15 protein-coding genes and 1 pseudogene are annotated in these 16,218 nt (G+C 59.2%); 13 read left to right on the forward strand and 3 right to left on the reverse strand.

Annotated features, from left to right (window positions below):
- Positions 1-7: 7 nt before the first annotated feature.
- Positions 8-2,851 (reverse strand): FAD-binding and (Fe-S)-binding domain-containing protein, encoded by a 2,844-nt coding sequence (locus AC0VX3_RS05230; protein ID WP_475525138.1) that lies wholly within the window; start codon positions 2,849-2,851, stop codon positions 8-10.
- Positions 2,852-3,017: 166 nt separating this feature from the next.
- Here AC0VX3_RS05230 and AC0VX3_RS05235 point away from each other — a divergent pair, with 166 nt between their 5' ends.
- The 8 genes from AC0VX3_RS05235 (at position 3,018) to AC0VX3_RS05270 (ending at position 10,268) form a co-directional block, all read left to right on the forward strand.
- Entirely contained in the window at positions 3,018-4,196 is a 1,179-nt protein-coding gene (locus AC0VX3_RS05235; protein ID WP_475523832.1) for a pyridoxal-phosphate-dependent aminotransferase family protein, read from the forward strand.
- Between the two features lie 35 nt (positions 4,197-4,231).
- Positions 4,232-5,212 carry a TRAP transporter substrate-binding protein gene (locus AC0VX3_RS05240; RefSeq protein ID WP_475523833.1) on the forward strand — a complete coding sequence of 327 codons (981 nt, stop codon included), beginning with the start codon at positions 4,232-4,234 and terminating at the stop codon, positions 5,210-5,212.
- A gap of 102 nt (positions 5,213-5,314) precedes the next feature.
- The gene (locus tag AC0VX3_RS05245) at positions 5,315-5,881 is read left to right on the forward strand and encodes a TRAP transporter small permease (protein ID WP_475523834.1); all 567 of its coding nucleotides are present in this window, start codon (positions 5,315-5,317) and stop codon (positions 5,879-5,881) included.
- Positions 5,881-7,161, forward strand: a complete 1,281-nt coding sequence (locus AC0VX3_RS05250) for a TRAP transporter large permease (RefSeq protein WP_475523835.1) — start codon at positions 5,881-5,883, stop codon at positions 7,159-7,161. The genes AC0VX3_RS05245 and AC0VX3_RS05250 overlap by 1 nt, the downstream gene beginning before the upstream one ends.
- Positions 7,158-7,934: an enoyl-CoA hydratase gene (locus AC0VX3_RS05255; RefSeq protein ID WP_475523836.1), complete on the forward strand. Its 777-nt coding sequence runs from the start codon at positions 7,158-7,160 to the stop codon at positions 7,932-7,934. Before AC0VX3_RS05250 ends, AC0VX3_RS05255 begins: the two co-directional genes overlap by 4 nt.
- Positions 7,931-9,136 (forward strand): CaiB/BaiF CoA transferase family protein, encoded by a 1,206-nt coding sequence (locus AC0VX3_RS05260; protein WP_475523837.1) that lies wholly within the window; start codon positions 7,931-7,933, stop codon positions 9,134-9,136. The genes AC0VX3_RS05255 and AC0VX3_RS05260 overlap by 4 nt, the downstream gene beginning before the upstream one ends.
- 42 nt (positions 9,137-9,178) lie before the next feature.
- Positions 9,179-9,604, forward strand: coding sequence for a GlcG/HbpS family heme-binding protein (locus AC0VX3_RS05265; RefSeq protein ID WP_348152993.1), 426 nt, complete (start codon positions 9,179-9,181; stop codon positions 9,602-9,604).
- A gap of 298 nt (positions 9,605-9,902) precedes the next feature.
- Complete coding sequence (locus AC0VX3_RS05270) at positions 9,903-10,268, forward strand: GlcG/HbpS family heme-binding protein (RefSeq protein ID WP_475523838.1); 366 nt, start codon at positions 9,903-9,905, stop codon at positions 10,266-10,268.
- Positions 10,269-10,514: 246 nt separating this feature from the next.
- On the opposite strand, the pseudogene AC0VX3_RS05275 reads toward AC0VX3_RS05270, so the two are convergent.
- Together AC0VX3_RS05275 and AC0VX3_RS05280 are read right to left on the reverse strand one after the other, a co-directional pair.
- A pseudogene (locus tag AC0VX3_RS05275) lies at positions 10,515-11,547 on the reverse strand (L-idonate 5-dehydrogenase).
- 7 nt (positions 11,548-11,554) lie between these two features.
- A complete protein-coding gene (locus AC0VX3_RS05280) occupies positions 11,555-12,502 on the reverse strand; it encodes a 2-hydroxyacid dehydrogenase (RefSeq protein WP_475523839.1) in 948 nt (315 codons plus the stop codon).
- An 85-nt stretch (positions 12,503-12,587) separates the two neighbouring features.
- Between AC0VX3_RS05280 and AC0VX3_RS05285 the strand changes: the two genes are divergently transcribed.
- The 5 genes from AC0VX3_RS05285 (at position 12,588) to AC0VX3_RS05305 (ending at position 16,211) form a co-directional block, all read left to right on the forward strand.
- Positions 12,588-13,355: an SDR family oxidoreductase gene (locus tag AC0VX3_RS05285; protein ID WP_475523840.1), complete on the forward strand. Its 768-nt coding sequence runs from the start codon at positions 12,588-12,590 to the stop codon at positions 13,353-13,355.
- Positions 13,355-13,855, forward strand: coding sequence for a gluconokinase (locus tag AC0VX3_RS05290; RefSeq protein WP_475525139.1), 501 nt, complete (start codon positions 13,355-13,357; stop codon positions 13,853-13,855). The genes AC0VX3_RS05285 and AC0VX3_RS05290 overlap by 1 nt, the downstream gene beginning before the upstream one ends.
- Positions 13,852-14,739: an NAD(P)-dependent oxidoreductase gene (locus tag AC0VX3_RS05295; protein ID WP_475523841.1), complete on the forward strand. Its 888-nt coding sequence runs from the start codon at positions 13,852-13,854 to the stop codon at positions 14,737-14,739. Before AC0VX3_RS05290 ends, AC0VX3_RS05295 begins: the two co-directional genes overlap by 4 nt.
- The gene (locus AC0VX3_RS05300; RefSeq protein WP_475523842.1) at positions 14,736-15,068 is read left to right on the forward strand and encodes a hypothetical protein; all 333 of its coding nucleotides are present in this window, start codon (positions 14,736-14,738) and stop codon (positions 15,066-15,068) included. Before AC0VX3_RS05295 ends, AC0VX3_RS05300 begins: the two co-directional genes overlap by 4 nt.
- Positions 15,069-15,194: 126 nt before the next feature.
- Complete coding sequence (locus AC0VX3_RS05305) at positions 15,195-16,211, forward strand: LacI family DNA-binding transcriptional regulator (RefSeq protein ID WP_475523843.1); 1,017 nt, start codon at positions 15,195-15,197, stop codon at positions 16,209-16,211.
- Positions 16,212-16,218 lie beyond the last annotated feature (7 nt).

A 16,218-nucleotide genomic window follows, 5' to 3' on the forward strand; every position in this document is an offset into this window, starting at 1 on the left:
GCAGCGTTTACACTCGTTTCAGTGCCAAGTCGAGAAGTCGGGCTATGTGCATCGGATTGCAATCGGTGTTATCTGCGATCTGGTGGCGACAAGACGTGCCATCGGCCACGATGATTGCGTCACTGGATGCGGCGCGCGCAGCTGGAAGAACGTCCAGTTCGGCCATCTTTATCGACGTGTCATATGTGTCCACACCGTAGCCGAATGCGCCTGCCATGCCACAGCAGCTGCTTTCGATCTTGGTAACATTGGTGTCCGGCAAGAGGGCCAGCGTTCGTTCGATTGCCGGCATGACCCCCATTGCTTTCTGGTGACAGTGCCCGTGCAACCTGACCTCGGGCGCCGGAGACTGAAGGCGCGAAATGAACTGCGGATTGTCCCTCTGATCGGCAATGAACTCCTCGAACATCAGGGCCAGTCTGGCGATCTTTGCACTGTCTTCTCCGGGCAACAACACCGGTATCTCGTCGCGAAGGGTCAGCAGGCAGCTTGGTTCCAAGCCGATGATGGGAATGCCACGTTCTGCATAAGGCAAAAGAGCATCGACCAGCCGTTTGGCCTCTTGCCGCGCTTGATCAACCAGTCCGACCGACAGAAACGTACGGCCACAACACAATGGACGGCTGGTGTCTGCAGGTTTCACCACATCAACCGAAACGCCAGCCGCGTTCAGAACCCTGACTGCCGCGCGCAGGTTTTCAGGCTCGAAATAACGGTTGAAACTGTCAACAAACAGAGCGGCGTCCGGCGTTGAGGTCGCGCTGACTTCGGTATCCCTGAACGGTTTGGCGACCCATTTGGGCAAGGGGCGTTTTGCGGTGAAACCCGTCAATCGTTCTGTTGCTTTGGCCAAACCGGGCACCTTGTCCCGCAGGTTCAGCAGAAAAGGCAATTTCGCCGCCCAGGGCGCGTATCGCGGCAGATAGCCGACAAGCCGATCATGAATGCTCAGGCCGTGCTTCTTGGCGCGCGCAGAGAGCACCTCAATCTTCATCCGCGCCATATCCACGCCTGTCGGGCACTCGCGCTTGCAGCCCTTGCAGGACACGCAAAGCTTCATCGCATCCGCCATCTCTTCGGACACCAGTGCGTCAGGCCCAAGCTGACCGGATATCGCAAGACGGAGGGTGTTGGCGCGGCCGCGGGTCAGGTCTCGTTCCTTGCGCGTTACCCGAAACGAGGGACACATGACGCCCCCCTTCAGTTTGCGACAGGCTCCATTGTTGTTGCACATTTCAACCGCACCCTGGAATCCGCCGTCTTTTCCGGTCCACTCGGACCAATCCAGTTCGGTTTTCAGGTGTGAGGTCTGATATCCCGGTCCATAGCGGAAAAGGCTACGGTCATCCATCTTCGGCGCATTGACGATCTTGCCAGGGTTGAACACGCCGGTCGGATCGAAACGATCTTTGACCTCCTTAAAGGTCGCGACCATCCGGGAGCCAAACATCTTTTCATTAAATTCCGAGCGGACGATGCCGTCACCATGTTCGCCTGAATGCGACCCCTTGTAGCGGGCGACAAGGTCAAAACATTCCTCGGCAATCGCGCGCATTGTGGCGACGTCATTGTCCAGCTTCAGGTTCAACACCGGGCGCACATGCAGACATCCGACCGACGCATGTGCGTACCATGTGCCTGTGGTGCCGTGGCGTTCAAAAATCTCCGTAAGCCCGGCCGTGTAGGCGGCAAGGTCAGGCAGTTCGACCGCACAATCCTCGACAAACGATACGGGCTTCCCGGCGGTCTTCATGGACATCATTATGTTGAGGCCGGATTTGCGCAATTCAGCGATCTGTCCCTGCAGGCCTGCATCCGTCACCGCGGTGACGCCGCCCCAGGCCTTGCCGGTCCCGGTCCATGAAAACCCGAGATCGCCCATCATCCGGTCGAGGTCTTTTAGCTTTTGCGCCCCGTTGGCTTGCGTGAATTCCACCAGCAGCAAAGCCTCGGGCGCGCCTGTCACAAAATTTTCGATTGTCCTGGCAAAAAGCGGAATGTCCCGGGCCAGCGCGATCATCGTATGATCGACCAACTCAACGCCCTCGGGGTCAAGCGTCACCAGATGTTGTGCGGCATCCATTGCCTGATGAAAGGTCGGGAAGTGACACACGCCCAAGGCTTTGCCGTCCTGAAGCGGGGAGAGTTTCAACTCGATCGCGGTTGTGTAGGCAAGCGTACCTTCCGAGCCGACAAGAAGATGCGCCAGGTTCTGGGTGTTCAATCCAGACGTCAGTGCGTCGATGTTGTAGCCACCCACGCGTCGCATGACATTGGGGAACCGGGCGGCGATTTCAGCCGTTTCTCTTTGGCCGACCGCCGCAAGATCCCTGGAGAGCGCGTTGTAGGCCGCGTTCTGGTCGGTAAGACCCGTTCCAAATCGGTGTTTGCTGCCATCGGCCAAAATCGCGTCAATCGACAGCACATTGTCCCGCATCATGCCGTATCGAATGGATTTCCCGCCGCAGGAGTTGTTCCCCGTCATCCCGCCAATGGTTGCGCGCGAAGCAGTAGAGACATCGACCGGGAACCAAAGCCCATGCGGTTTGAGCACCCGATTCAGTTCATCGAGCACGATGCCCGGGCGCACGACGCAGCGCCTGTTGGCGACATCAAGTTCGAGTATTTCATTGAAATACTGAGTGTTATCCAAAACCAGCGCTTCGTTGACGGTCTGGCCACACTGGGATGTACCGCCGCCGCGTGGCAGGATCGGCACACCTTGATCGCGTGCGCAGTCAATCGCCGCCAATATGTCGTTTTCTGATTTCGGCGCCAATACGCCCACAGGCATCATCTGATAAATCGATGCGTCCGTTGCGTAGCGACCGCGCGAAAACGGATCGAACATCAGATCGCCCGACACCCTTTTTGAAAGTTCACGCGCGATGTTGTTCAACGGAAGGATCCTTGGTTTGTGCAGTCTAAAATGAATTATGAATTAAAAATTGCATTTTCACAACTTCGCTGTCATTCTGAGACGCACGTTCAAACGCAGGTCCCACAAGGTTCGAATTATGAGACAAGCTGGTCGTCATTTTCTGCAAATTCCCGGCCCGAGTTCGGTCCCGGATCGCATATTGCGCGCGATCTCCGGTCAGGTGATTGACCACAGGGGGCCAGCGTTCGCCAAAGTCGGTACGCAGTCCCTGGAAGGGATCAAAACCATCTTCAAGACCGAACAGAATGTCGTGATCTATCCTTCGTCAGGCACCGGCGGATGGGAGGCGGCGCTTGTCAATGTGTTGTCGCCGGGCGACCGGGTGCTGATGTTTGAAACCGGGCATTTTGCGACGTTGTGGAAAAAGATCGCCGAGAAACTGGGCTTGAAGCCCGAGTTCATTGAAGGCGACTGGCGCGGCGGTGCAGACCCGGACCAGATCGAGGCGTATCTGGCTGAAGACAGAAATCACGAGATCAAGGCCGTTTGCGTTGTTCACAACGAGACATCGACAGGATCCGTCTCGCCGATTGCTGCCGTCCGCAAGGCCATCGACAACGCCGGACATCCTGCGTTGTTCATGGTCGACACAATTTCGGGTCTCGCGTCGCTGGACTACCAGCACGACGAATGGGGCGTTGATGTCACCGTGTCCGGATCGCAAAAAGGGCTGATGTTGCCGCCGGGCCTTTCGTTCAACGCGATAAGTGCCAAGGCCATGGCGGCGAACGCTTCGGCCACGTTACAGCGATCATATTGGGATTGGGCGGACATGGTCGGTCCGAACAAAACAGGATACTTCCCGTATACGCCCGCCACGAACCTTCTTTACGGACTGAATGTCGCCATTGACATGTTGCACGAAGAAGGGCTGGAAAATGTCTTTGCCCGACATGCACGTCACGGGGCAGCTGCACGCGCTGCTGTTCGCGCCTGGGGCCTGGAAGTTCTTTGCAACAAGCAGGGGCAGGAAAGTGGCGTGCTGACGGCTGTTATGGTTCCGGAAGGCCATAGTGCAGATGGGTTCCGGGCAACGACCTTGGAACATTACGATATTTCTTTGGGTAACGGCCTGTCGAAGGTTGCCGATAAAGTATTCCGAATTGGCCATCTCGGTGACTTCAACGACCTCATGTTGGTCGCTACACTGGCAGGCGTTGAAATGGGTCTGGCAAAGGCCAAAATTCCCCACAACGATGGGGGAGTCGGAGCTGCGATGGCGATGCTGGAGGGCACGCAGATCGCGGCAGAGTGACGAAAGCAGTCACATTTCCTAGGGAGGAATCACTCATGACCATCAAAGCAATTCTTATTGCCGCATCCGCTGCGATTGGCGGAACAAGCGGTGCCTTCGCCGCCGACATCACGCTGAAGTTTGGCCATGTCGGCAATCCTGGTTCGCTGTTTGAAGCAAGCGTCGACAATTTCGCGGAATGTGTGAATTCGTCGATGGGCGGCAAAGTCGAGGTGCAGACCTTCGGCTCTTCTCAGTTGGGCAAGGACAAGGAGCTTTTGCAAAGGCTCAAGCTGGAGCAGATCGACTTCGCGCTTCCGTCATCCGTTATGTCTTCCGTCGATGATGCGTTCGGCGTTTTCGAGATGCCCTACATCATCCGTGACCGCGACCACATGCGCCGTGTCCAAGACGCGATGATGGACAAGTTTCAGGCGGCTGCAAACGGTGGCGGATTTCACATCGTTGGCCTGGCCGAGAACGGCTTCCGCCACATCACCAACAACACGCGGCCAATCAATGTGCCGAGTGACCTCGAAGGCATCAAACTTCGCACGCCCAATGGCGTGTGGCGGGTCAAGATGTTCTCGGAATACGGCGCAAACCCGACCCCAATGGCCTTCTCGGACGTGTTTACCGCGTTGCAAACCGGCGTGATGGACGGCCAGGAAAACCCCTATGCGCAGATCGCATCCGCGAAGTTCCAGGAAGTCCAGAAGTACCTGTCAATTACTGGGCATGTCTACACACCTGCCTATATCCTCGCTTCGCAGAAGGGGTTCGCGAAGCTGCCGGAGGATGTCCAGGCCGGTCTGTCCGCCTGTGCGGCGTCCACGCAGGACTTCACCTACGAAAGAGCGGCCCAACTGGAAACCGAATTGCTGGAGGTCATCAAGGCTGCCGGTGTCGAGGTGAATGAGGCTGACAAGGATGCATTCGTCGAGGCCTCTGTGCCGATCTACAGTGCATTCGCCGCCGAAGTTGAAGGCGGGCAGGAAATGATTGACCTGGTTCTGGGCCTGGCGAACTCAAACTGACGCTTGTAACGGGCAGCGGGCAATCCGCTGCCCATTTGTTCCTGTGGCTATACAGATCCGCGTGAGCGCCCCTTTGGCTCCTGCAAGAAGACAAGGCCCGACGTGCACCAGCTTTCAAACTCACTCCTACCTCGGATTGTCACAACCCTCGGCAAAGTGCTGGAATGGATCACGATCTCGCTGATGGTGCTGCTGACCATCGTCGTAATTTCGGCGGTGATTGCACGGATCTCGGGTCAGAGTTTCTCGTGGTATGACGAAGTCGCCGCGATCATGCTCGCCTGGATAACTTATTATGGCTCGGCGCTTGCGGCACTTCACCGTCGTCACATCGGGTTTGATACGGTGCTTCTGGCGATGCCGGTCAAGGCACGTCTGGCTGCCTTGCTGGTGGGCGAGGCAATCGTGTTGATCTTCTTTGTGCTGATGGCACGAGCCGGGCTTCAGGTTCTCGAAGTGCTCGCGGGTGACACACTGATCTCGCTGACCTGGGTTCCGGTTCAATTCACCCAGTCGATTATTCCGATCGGCGCGATCCTGTTCATCCTGTGCCAGCTTCTCAGCTTGCCGAGTTACTGGGAAGCTACCGCCGACGGTGTTTCCCTGGAACACGCGGAGATCGAGGAAGAGGTTGAGGCTGAGATGGTCAAGAACAAGGATCGTACCTGATGCTGATTGCCGCGATCTTCTGCGCCTTGCTGGCGATGATTTGCATCAATGTGCCAATTGCAGTTTCGCTGGCCATGTGCGGCGTGATCGGACTCCTGGTGACCGAGGGCGCAGGCAGTCTGGTCACGATTGCCCTGGACATGTATGACGGATCCACCAAGTTTTCATTGATCGCGATTCCGATGTTTGTATTGGCTGGTGCCATTATGAATGCAGGCGGAATCACGGATCGGCTGATCAATTTTGTGTCCGCGATCATCGGCTTCATCCGTGGCGGTCTGGCGATGGTCAACATTGGCGTGTCGCTGTTCTTTGCAGAGATCTCGGGATCGGCTGTGGCCGATGTCGCTGCAATGGGCTCGATCCTGATTCCACAAATGAAAAAGCGCGGGTACTCAAAGGAGTTTTCCGCCGCTGTCACGTCGTCCTCTGCCTCTTTGGCGATCATCATTCCGCCGTCGATCCCCATGATCCTTTATGCCGCCTCCGCGAACACCTCAGTCGAGCAATTGTTTGTGGCCGGCGTTGTGCCGGGACTCCTGGGTGCTGCCGGGTTGATGGGCGTCGCCTATGCTTTCGCCAAACGCTATGACTATCCGGTGGAAGAGGCATTCAATCTTCCGCGCGTCCGCGAGACGTTCAAGGACGCAATGCCGGCTTTTGCGTTGCCAGTGATCATTCTGGGAGGGATTTTCGGCGGATTTGTCACGGCAACAGAGGCCGCAGGCCTGGCCGTGCTGGCCGCACTTGTTGTCTCTGCCTGGTATCGCAACCTGAACTTGGGACATTTGCGCCGCGCTATGCTTGACGGCGGCATTCAAACAGCCGTGGTCATGCTTTTGGTTGCCGCATCGGTTCTTATGGGCGGCTTCTTGACCCGCGCGCAGATCCCTCAGCAACTGGCGGAAGGCATTCTGTCTGTCACAACGCAGCAATGGGCGATCTTGCTGATCCTGAATTTCTTTTTCCTGATCATCGGGTTCTTCCTGCACTCGGCAGCCGCGATCATTCTGGTTGTCCCGATCGTGATCCCGCTGATCTCCGCTGCGGGTATTGATCCGGTGCACTTTGGTCTTGTCGTCACCCTGAACCTTGCAATTGGCCAACAGACACCGCCGGTCGCATCCGTTCTGATCACGTCCTGCTCGGTGGCGCGGGCGAATATCTGGGACGTGTCCAAGGTGAATATCTGGTTTGTCTTGGTCCTGTTGGCGGTGCTGATGCTCTGCACTTATGTGCCGGCGGTGCCGATGTTCCTCGTTGAGTATTTCTATCGATGACCGAAGACCTTACCCAACACCTGAGTGACGGTGTCTTGTGGGTGGCGTTCAACCGCCCGGAGACGCGCAACGCGCTGACATTTGCGATGTACGACGCGCTCGCAAATCTCTGCACGTCGCTGCCAACCAACGGATCGGTCCGGGCGATCGTCATTTCCGGCAAGGGTGGAAAGGCGTTCGCGGCCGGCACTGACATGAGCCAGTTCCGCGATTTCAAGACTGCGCAGGACGCGCTGGACTACGAAGCCCGCATCGCGCAAGCGCTGGACGACCTGGAGCGTTGTCCGGTACCGACGATCGCAGCGATCAATGGGGCGTGCACAGGCGGTGGGGCCGCGATTGCGGCGGCGTGTGATCTGCGTATCACCTCTGCCAGCCTCAAGTTCGGGTTTCCTATCGCACGCACCTTGGGGAACTGCCTTGCCAGCGATAACCTTGCCCGCCTGTCGGATCTGATGGGAGCAGGCCGCGTCCGCGAAATCATCTTCACTGCGCGGCTGATCCTGGCTGAAGAAGCCCAGGCGATTGGCTTGGTGAGTGAGGTTCTGCCGGATGAGGAGGCGCTTATGGTTCGCGCCAGGGAACTGGCGCAACTGGTCGGCACCATGGCGCCCCTGACCTTGCGCGCCACAAAAGAGGCCATGCGTCGCCGGCGTGCCGCGATTGCGGTTGAAGACGACGACCTGATCGCGATGTGTTACACCAGCGATGATTTCCACATCGGTATCGATTCATTCCTGAGCAAATCCAGACCGGAGTGGACCGGAAAATGACGGCCGCAACAGGGCCCTTGACCGGTATGAAGGTCATCGAGCTTGCGCATATCATGGCAGGTCCGGTGTGTGGCCTGATGCTGGCGGACATGGGCGCGGATGTCATCAAGGTGGAAAAGCCACAAGGCGATGATTCTCGTCGGTTCGTCCCACCCCAGATTGAAGGCGAATCCGCCGCCTACATGATGATGAACCGCAATAAGCGGGGAATAGCGCTGAACCTCAAGGACCCGTCGGCGCGAGACGTATTGCACAAGCTCCTTTCAGATGCGGATGTCGTGATAGAAAATTATCGCTTGGGCACAATGGAACGGCTGGGTCTTGGCTATGACGATCTGGCGGCAATCAACCCGCGCCTGATCTATTGCGAAATCTCCGGATTTGGACGTACGGGCCCGTACGCGGAGCGCGGGGGTTTTGATCTGATTGCCCAGGGCATGGCCGGTCTGATGTCGATCACCGGCGAGGGACCGGGGCGTCCGCCGATCAAAGTGGCCGCACCGATTTCAGACATCAATGCCGGTATTCTGGCGGCCATGGGTGTGAGCGCGGCATACGCAAACGCGATGAAGACCGGCCGGGGTCAAAAAGTCGACACGTCGCTGTTTGAGGCTGCGATTGTGCAAACATACTGGCAATCGGCGATTGCTTTTTCCACCAGCGAAAATCCCCAGCCGCTTGGCTCCGCGCATCCGCTTAATGCGCCTTACCAGGCGTTCGCGACCAGCGACGGCTGGATCAATGTTGGTGCCGCGAACCAGCGCAACTGGCTCCGTTTGCTGGATGTCATCGATACACCTGAGCTTGATGCGGATCCGAGGTTTGCGTCGAACCTGGCGCGGATGCAAAACCTGCCCGCGCTCGTCGAAATCCTGAATGAAAAACTGCAGCGGGACACGACCGCCAACTGGTTGGCCAAGATGGAAGCGGCGGCGCTACCAGCCGGTCCGGTGCTTGGCATTCTGGAGATGCACGAGGACCCTCAGGCGGTTGCGCGTGATATGATTGTAGAGACAAGTCACCTCATCGCGGGCGATGTCAAGACCATCGGACATCCGGTCAAATTCAGCAAAACACCTGCCAAAGTTGCCAGGGCCGCGCCGGTGTTGGGACAGCATAGCCGAGAGGTGTTGGAAAAGCTTGGGTATGATCAGGAAACTGTCGCGAGCCTGATTGAAAGCGGGGCGGTCATCGCGGCGTAGTCTGCCAATAGGCCAGGGTGAACACGCAGATCGGGGATCGGAATGAAACTTGCTTTGGATACAGCGCAGAAAATTGTCTCGGCCGCATTGGACTGGCGGCGCGCCCATGAGATGAAACCCATCACAATCGCGGTTCTCGACAGCGGTGGATTCTTGATTGCGCTGGCCCGCGAAGATGGCACCAGCAATCTGCGTCCTGACATTGCACAGGGCAAGGCGCGGGGGGCTATCGGTATGGGGCTTGGCTCGCGTGCCCTGTTTGAACGGGCAAAGTCACAGCCCTATTTTATCCAGGCAATGAACAGCATTGCCGAAGGATCGCTGGTGCCGGTTCCCGGTGGTGTTCTGATCAAAGAGGACGGCGAAGTCCTCGGGGCAGTTGGAATAACCGGTGACTCGTCCGACAATGACGAAACCTGCGCAATCGCAGCAATTGAGGCCGCCGGATTTACGGCAGACGGAGGCTAATCGACGCCCGAGCCGCCGGGAACGGTCATGCCGCCCCAACGTCCGGCCCTTGGCGTATTTGCCCGTGGGGTCGTGGATCTTGACATGACCGGGGCCCATCAAGAAGGGCAAAGCCCGATGCAGAAGCGCAGAAAACCCAAATCCTGATCACGGGCCGGTTCCCGGTGAAAATCGGTAGTGATGCCTTGTGCGCAGGCTTTTGGTTCGATATGTTATCGATAACTTTTCGCATTGGCCGGAATAGAGCATGACATTTTTTAAAGACATGAAATGTTTGACGCATCGAGGGGCGCTGGCGATGCTGGGCGCTGCAGTCGGCAAGGCCGAAGAAATCGGACAACCCCAGTGCATCGTCATCGTCGATGCAAGCGGTGAGGTGCTGGCAGAAGTCCGGATGACAGGCGCCAAGTTTCTGAGCAGGAAAAGCGCTTTGGCGAAAGCGCTGACGGCGTCTTCGACTGGTGCCGAAACGGCGCGTATCCCGGAAGAGGTGCGCGCCCTGATCGGTCTTGCCACGGATGGCTGCGTGACAGGGCTGCCGGGCGGATTGCCGATTGTTGTCGAGGGCTGCCTGGTCGGAGGGATCGGTGTTGGATCCGGAACGGGTGAGCAGGACAGGGACGTTGCCCTGGCCGGCCTGCGCGCTATCGGAGCGGACTGTTGAGGTCTCGTTGCTTGCAACCGGGCTATAAGGCGCTGCTATGGCGCGCCGGCTTGCTGCCGCAGGTCACGGCCCCTGCGAATGGGACCGGACGGAAACCAAGTTCCGGCGGCAGGTCTGCGGCGCGGCTTGAAAATATCGATGCTGCGAGGGGACTGGCGGAATGGGTGCAAGGCCGTTTTCGCGATCCGGTTGCAACCCCCGAAAGGGGCGACCTCCATCACTCCGCCAATTTCAGGTGGCCGGTGCTCAGGCGAATGCGATCTGTGCCTTGACCGCCTGGCTTCTGTCACCGGCAATCTCGAACGCCGCAACCGCGTCTTCCAGCGCGAAGGTCTGCGTGATGAAGGGTTTGACGTTCGATCAGGCCTTTCTGCATCAGGCTGACGGCGACAGGGAATTCCTCGTGAAACCGGAATGAGCCTTTCAGTGACAGTTCCTTTGCCGTGATCGCCATCATCGGCAGGGACATGTCGCCGCCGAGGCCAAGTTGCAGGATTGTGCCGCCCGGGCGCATGGACGAGATCCCCGCGGCAAGGGCGGGCGCCGCGCCGGAGCATTCGTAAAGAACATCGAACGTGCCCTTGTCGGGCATGAACCTGTCCAGGCCACTCGGGTCGTCCGCCATGTTGAGCGCCAGGTCGGCGCCTGCCTCCCGGGCCTTTGCCAGCGTAAACTCACTGAGGTCGGTGGCGACGATCAGGTCCGCGCCGGCCCTGCGCGCGGCCAGAATGCACAGAATTCCGATCGGTCCGCAGCCGGTCACTAGAACCGATTTTCCCATCATGTCGCCGGCCTTGCGGGTGGCGTGCAGGCAGACCGACAGGGGCTCGGCCATGGCCGCTTCGCCGGCGGAAAGGCCGTCCGCGGGCGTGCACTGGCCGGCCTCGGCAACAAGCACCTGCCGGAATGCGCCCTGAATATGCGGAAAGGGCATTGCGCTGCCGTAAAAACGCATGTTGAGGCACTGGTTGTGCATGCCTTCATCGCAAAACCGGCACTTCCGGCAGGGCCGCGAGGGCGACACGGCGACCAGCTGTCCGGGTTCAAGCCCGGAAACGCCGGCGCCAAGGGCCGTGATGTGACCCGAGACCTCATGACCGAGGATCATCGGTTCCTTCAGGTGCACCGGACCGAAGCCACCATGATTGAAATAGTGCAGATCCGAGCCGCAAATGCCGCCGGTCGACAGTCTGATCTGAACTTCGCCCGGGCCCGGCTGTGCTTCTTCACGATCTTCGATGCGCAGGTCTTTTGCCGCGTGAATGACGATGGATTTCATGTAAGCCTCACAATACGGGGGTGAGCAGGTCCCTGCCTGCAAAATGCGCGCTGAGATTGTCGCGCACGAGCCGGCCCATGGCCTTCCTGGTTTCAATGGTGCCTGAAGCGTGGTGCGGCTGCAGCAGCACGTTGTCGAGCTCCAGGAACCTGGGGTTCAACGCGGGTTCGCCTTCGAAGACGTCAAGCGCAGCGGCGCCGAGCCGCTTGCTCTCCAGCGCGTCCAGTAGCGCGGCTTCGTCGATATTGGAGGCGCGGCTGATATTGATGATCATGCCGTCCGGACCGACGGCGTCGATCACCTGCCTGTTGACGATATGACGGGTCTGGGTGGACGCTGCGAGCGTGACAAACAGGAAATCGGCGTGTTCTGCCAGCTCCACCGGATCGGCGATGAAGGTCCAGTCTTGCGCGTAGTCTTTTTCGGAAATGTCCGAATAGGCAATGTCCAGGTCAAATCCCGCCAGGCGCTTGGCCACTTCAAACCCGATCCGGCCGAGGCCCAGAACACCGGCTTTTCTTCCCCAGACCCGGCGTTTCAGCGGATAGAGCCCCTTTGCCTGCCAACTGCCGTCCCGCACCCAGGTCTCAGCGCCGACCATGCCCCGCGACTGGGCAAGCATCATGGCTATGCCGAGGTCTGCAACGTCGTTGGTGAGCACATCCGGCGTGTTGGTGACCCGGATGCCGTGGTCCTTGCAGGCCTCGAGATCAACCGCATCAAACCCGACGCCATACACCGAGACGACTTCGAGATTGGGGCAGGCCGCGATCATCGCGCGGCTGGCTCCGAGCTCCCCGCGTGTCGCGATCCCGCGGATCCGCTCTCCGACTGAATTCAGATACGCATCCGGATCACCCGCCTCGAAATATCTGTGCAGGGTGAAGCTTTCCTCCAGCGGGACCTGGTCCCATTCCGGATACGGGCCGACCTGGAGAATGTCGGGTTTGGTCATTTTGATCCCTCCCTGGGTTGACAATTTATGTTATCGATAACATAACAAGAGAAAGTGTCAATCACTTCATGTGGAGGGAAATCAAATGAGCCTGGCTCTGTTCGACCTGTCCGGCAAACGGGCGCTGATCACCGGTTCATCCCAGGGGATCGGTTTTGCACTTGCGCGCGGCCTGGCGCAGGCAGGCAGCGAGATCGTTCTGAACGGCCGTGACACGGCGAAACTTCGTGAAGCCGGCGCTGTCTTGCGTTCGGAGGGCCACACTGTCGAGGAATTGTCCTTCGACGTTACGAACCACGATGCGGTCAGGACCGCGATTGACCGCTTCGAAGCCGAAACCGGTCCGATCGACATCCTGGTGAACAATGCCGGCATGCAGCACCGGACGCCCCTTGAGGATTTTCCGGCGGAGGCGTTCGAGCGCTTGCTGCAGACCAACGTCGCCTCCGTGTTTCATGTCGGACAAGCCGTTGCGCGTCATATGATCGGGCGCGGCGCGGGAAAAATCGTCAACATCTGTTCGGTCCAGACGGCGCTGGCGCGGCCCGGCATCGCCCCTTACACGGCAACCAAGGGCGCCGTTGCCAATCTGACCAAGGGCATGGCGACGGACTGGGCCAAACACGGGCTGCAATGCAACGGCCTTGCGCCCGGTTACTTCGATACCCCGTTGAACGCCGCCCTGGTCAATGATCCGGCATTCAGCGACTGGCTTGGCAACCGGACACCGGCAGGGCGCTGGGGCAATGTGGAAGAGTTGGTCGGTACCTGCATATTCCTGTCTTCCGAGGCGTCCTCCTTTGTCAACGGCACCACCGTGTTTGTCGATGGCGGCATTTCGGCGTGTCTGTGATGACCGCCTTTGTCGTCATGGGGGTGAGCGGCTGCGGTAAAAGCGAGATCGGCCGCGGTTTTGCCAGAGCGATCGGCGGGAAGTTCTTCGATGGGGACGACCTGCACCCGGTGGAAAACATTGCCAAGATGAGCCGCGGAGAACCATTGAGCGATGCGGACCGCGAACCCTGGCTCGACAGGGTCGGGTTGCGCCTGAAAGACGTCAGCGAACCGACGGTGGTGGCCTGTTCGGCACTCAAACGGGCTTACCGCGAGCGGATCATCGACAGGGCCGGAGGTCCGGTGATCTTCCTTTATCTTGAAGGCACCCGGGACGTCCTGAGCGAACGAATGACGTCAAGGGAAGGGCATTTCATGCCGCCGGCCCTGCTGGACAGTCAACTTGAAACACTGGAGCCGCCGGAGCCGGACGAGCTGTCGGTCAAGGCGTCTATAGACCAGGCGCCTGATCTGGTGGTCGCCGAATTGCTCGCCGGAATTCGAGGAAAAACGCAATGAGTGAAAATGTAGCCCTCATCGGAGCGGGGGCCATGGGCGGCGCAATCGGTGCGCGCCTTGCCGAAACGGGCAACAGGCTGATGGTCTTTGATCCGGATACCGAGAAAGTGGCCGCGCTGGTGGACAAGGGCGCGCAAGCGGCGGCGTCCGCCGCCGACGCCGCGAGCCGGTCGGATTATGTCATCACCAGTCTCAATTCGCCCGGGATCGTCGAGATTGCGGTCTTCGGCGAAAAGGGGATTGCCAGTGGCGCCAGGCCAGGAACGCTGATCATCGACATGTCCTCGATCGATCCGGATGCAACCAAGGACCTGGCCGGCAGGGCTGGGGCAGCCGGCCTGCGCTGGGTCGACAGCCCCCTTTCGGGCGGAGCGCCCAAGGCCCTGGTCGGCGAGCTGACGCTGATGGCGGGCGGTTCTGCCAAGGATGTCGCCGATGCGCACAACGTTTTGAAGCATGTCAGCGCCAATTACACCCATATGGGCCCGGTCGGATCCGGACAGACGACCAAGTTGATCAACCAGGTCCTGTGCGGGCTGGGGTTCCTGGCCGTGGCAGAAGCAACCCAGCTTGCGCTTGATGCGGGGGTCGACGCCGCAAAGATCCCGCAGGCGCTGAAGGGCGGGCGTGCGGACAGCGCGATCCTGCAGGAATACATGCCGCGTTTCGTGGAGCGCGATTATCGGCGCACCGGCCGGATCGACAACATGGTCAAGGATCTGAACGGGGCTCAGGATCTGGCCCGGCGCACGCACACGTCGATGCCGCTGACGTCCCTTTGTGCCGAAATTCACAGAATGCTGACCGCATCCGGACTTGGCGGCGAGGACCAGGCGGCGCTCATGGAGTTTTTCAAGGGACCAGAGAAGGAGCACTTCAAATGATCACCCGTTTTGCGCTGTTCGAAGGCAGTGTCAGGCCCGGCAAGACCGAGGCCTTTCGCACCGCAGTCAAGGAACGGCTGGTTCCCCTGTGGACGCGGTTTCCCGGAAACAGCGATGTCCGCGTGATGTTTGGCGAGGAACGCGACGAGGGAGCGCCGGAATTTCCGTTGATCCTGGCAATCTCCTATCCGGACAGGACCGCAATGGCGGGGGCGCTTGAAAGCGACGTGCGGGAGCGCTCGCGCGAGGTGACCGGCGAAATCGTCTCCGAGTTTTTTGAGGGCAGGATCCATCACCATGTGACCGAAGCGAACGCATACGGAAGATAGGGTCTTTTCGGCGTTTTCCGGCGCAAGACAATACGGACCGGGACCGGTATGGATAGGGCCTGTCACTGCGATTGCAGCGACAGGCCCATTTTGCGTAACTACAGGCTGAACTCAGGGCGGGAATGAATGCAGCGAACCGTAACGATGAAGGATGTGGCCCAGCGGGCCGGCGTGTCGGTCATGACCGTGAGCAGGGCGTTCAAGCAGCATGCGTCGGTCGGAGAGGACACCCGCAAGCGCATCCTGGAGATTGCCGAGGACCTCGGATATGTGTTTGACAGCAATGCGGCCACATTCCGGTCCCAGCGCACCGGCTTTGTCGCCGTGCTGATTCCATCGATCAACAACGCGAATTTCGCCGACACCGTGGGCGCGCTTTCAGAAGTCTTGAAGGACGCCGATCTGCAGGTGCTGCTCGGATATTCGAATTATGACATTCACGAAGAAGAACGGATCGTCGAACAGTTCCTGAGGCGCCGTCCGGAAGCGATCGTACTGACCGGCGGCCGTCATACCGACAGAACCCGCCAATTGCTCGAGCGCGCAAACATTCCCGTCATTGAAACCTGGGATCTGCCCGAACAGCCGATCGGTCATGTGGTCGGCTTTTCCAATGCGGCCGCCATGGATGACCTTGTCGGGCATCTGGTGACAACCGGCCGCAGGCGCATCGCCTTTATCGGTGGCGACACGGATGGCGACACGCGCGGTGCGGACCGCCGGCGTGGCTTCATCGATGCCATGACCGGACAGGGGCTGGCGGCCGACCGGCTGATCGGCGCAGGCGACCCGCCGATTTCAATGCGCGAAGGGGCCGATGCCATGTCCAGGCTATTGGGGAACTTTCCGGACACCGAGGCGGTCATCTGCGTGTCGGATCTGTCCGCATTCGGTGCTCTCACCGAATGCATGCGCAAGGGTGTGAAGGTGCCTGAAGACATCGCGATCGCCGGATTTGGCGCTTATGACATCTCTTCAATCTGCGTGCCGACCCTGACGACAGTCGATCCTCACCCGGTGGAGATTGGCCACAAGACCGGTGAGATCATTGTCTCGCTGCTTCGTGGCGACGGGGCCAGGGAAAACGGCCCGATCCGGTTGGAGATCGGGCCGCTTTTGAGTGTTGGAGGCTCCAGCGCGTAAAGGCTGC

The sequence above is a fragment of the Roseibium sp. QJM3NY_11 genome, from assembly GCF_056173175.1.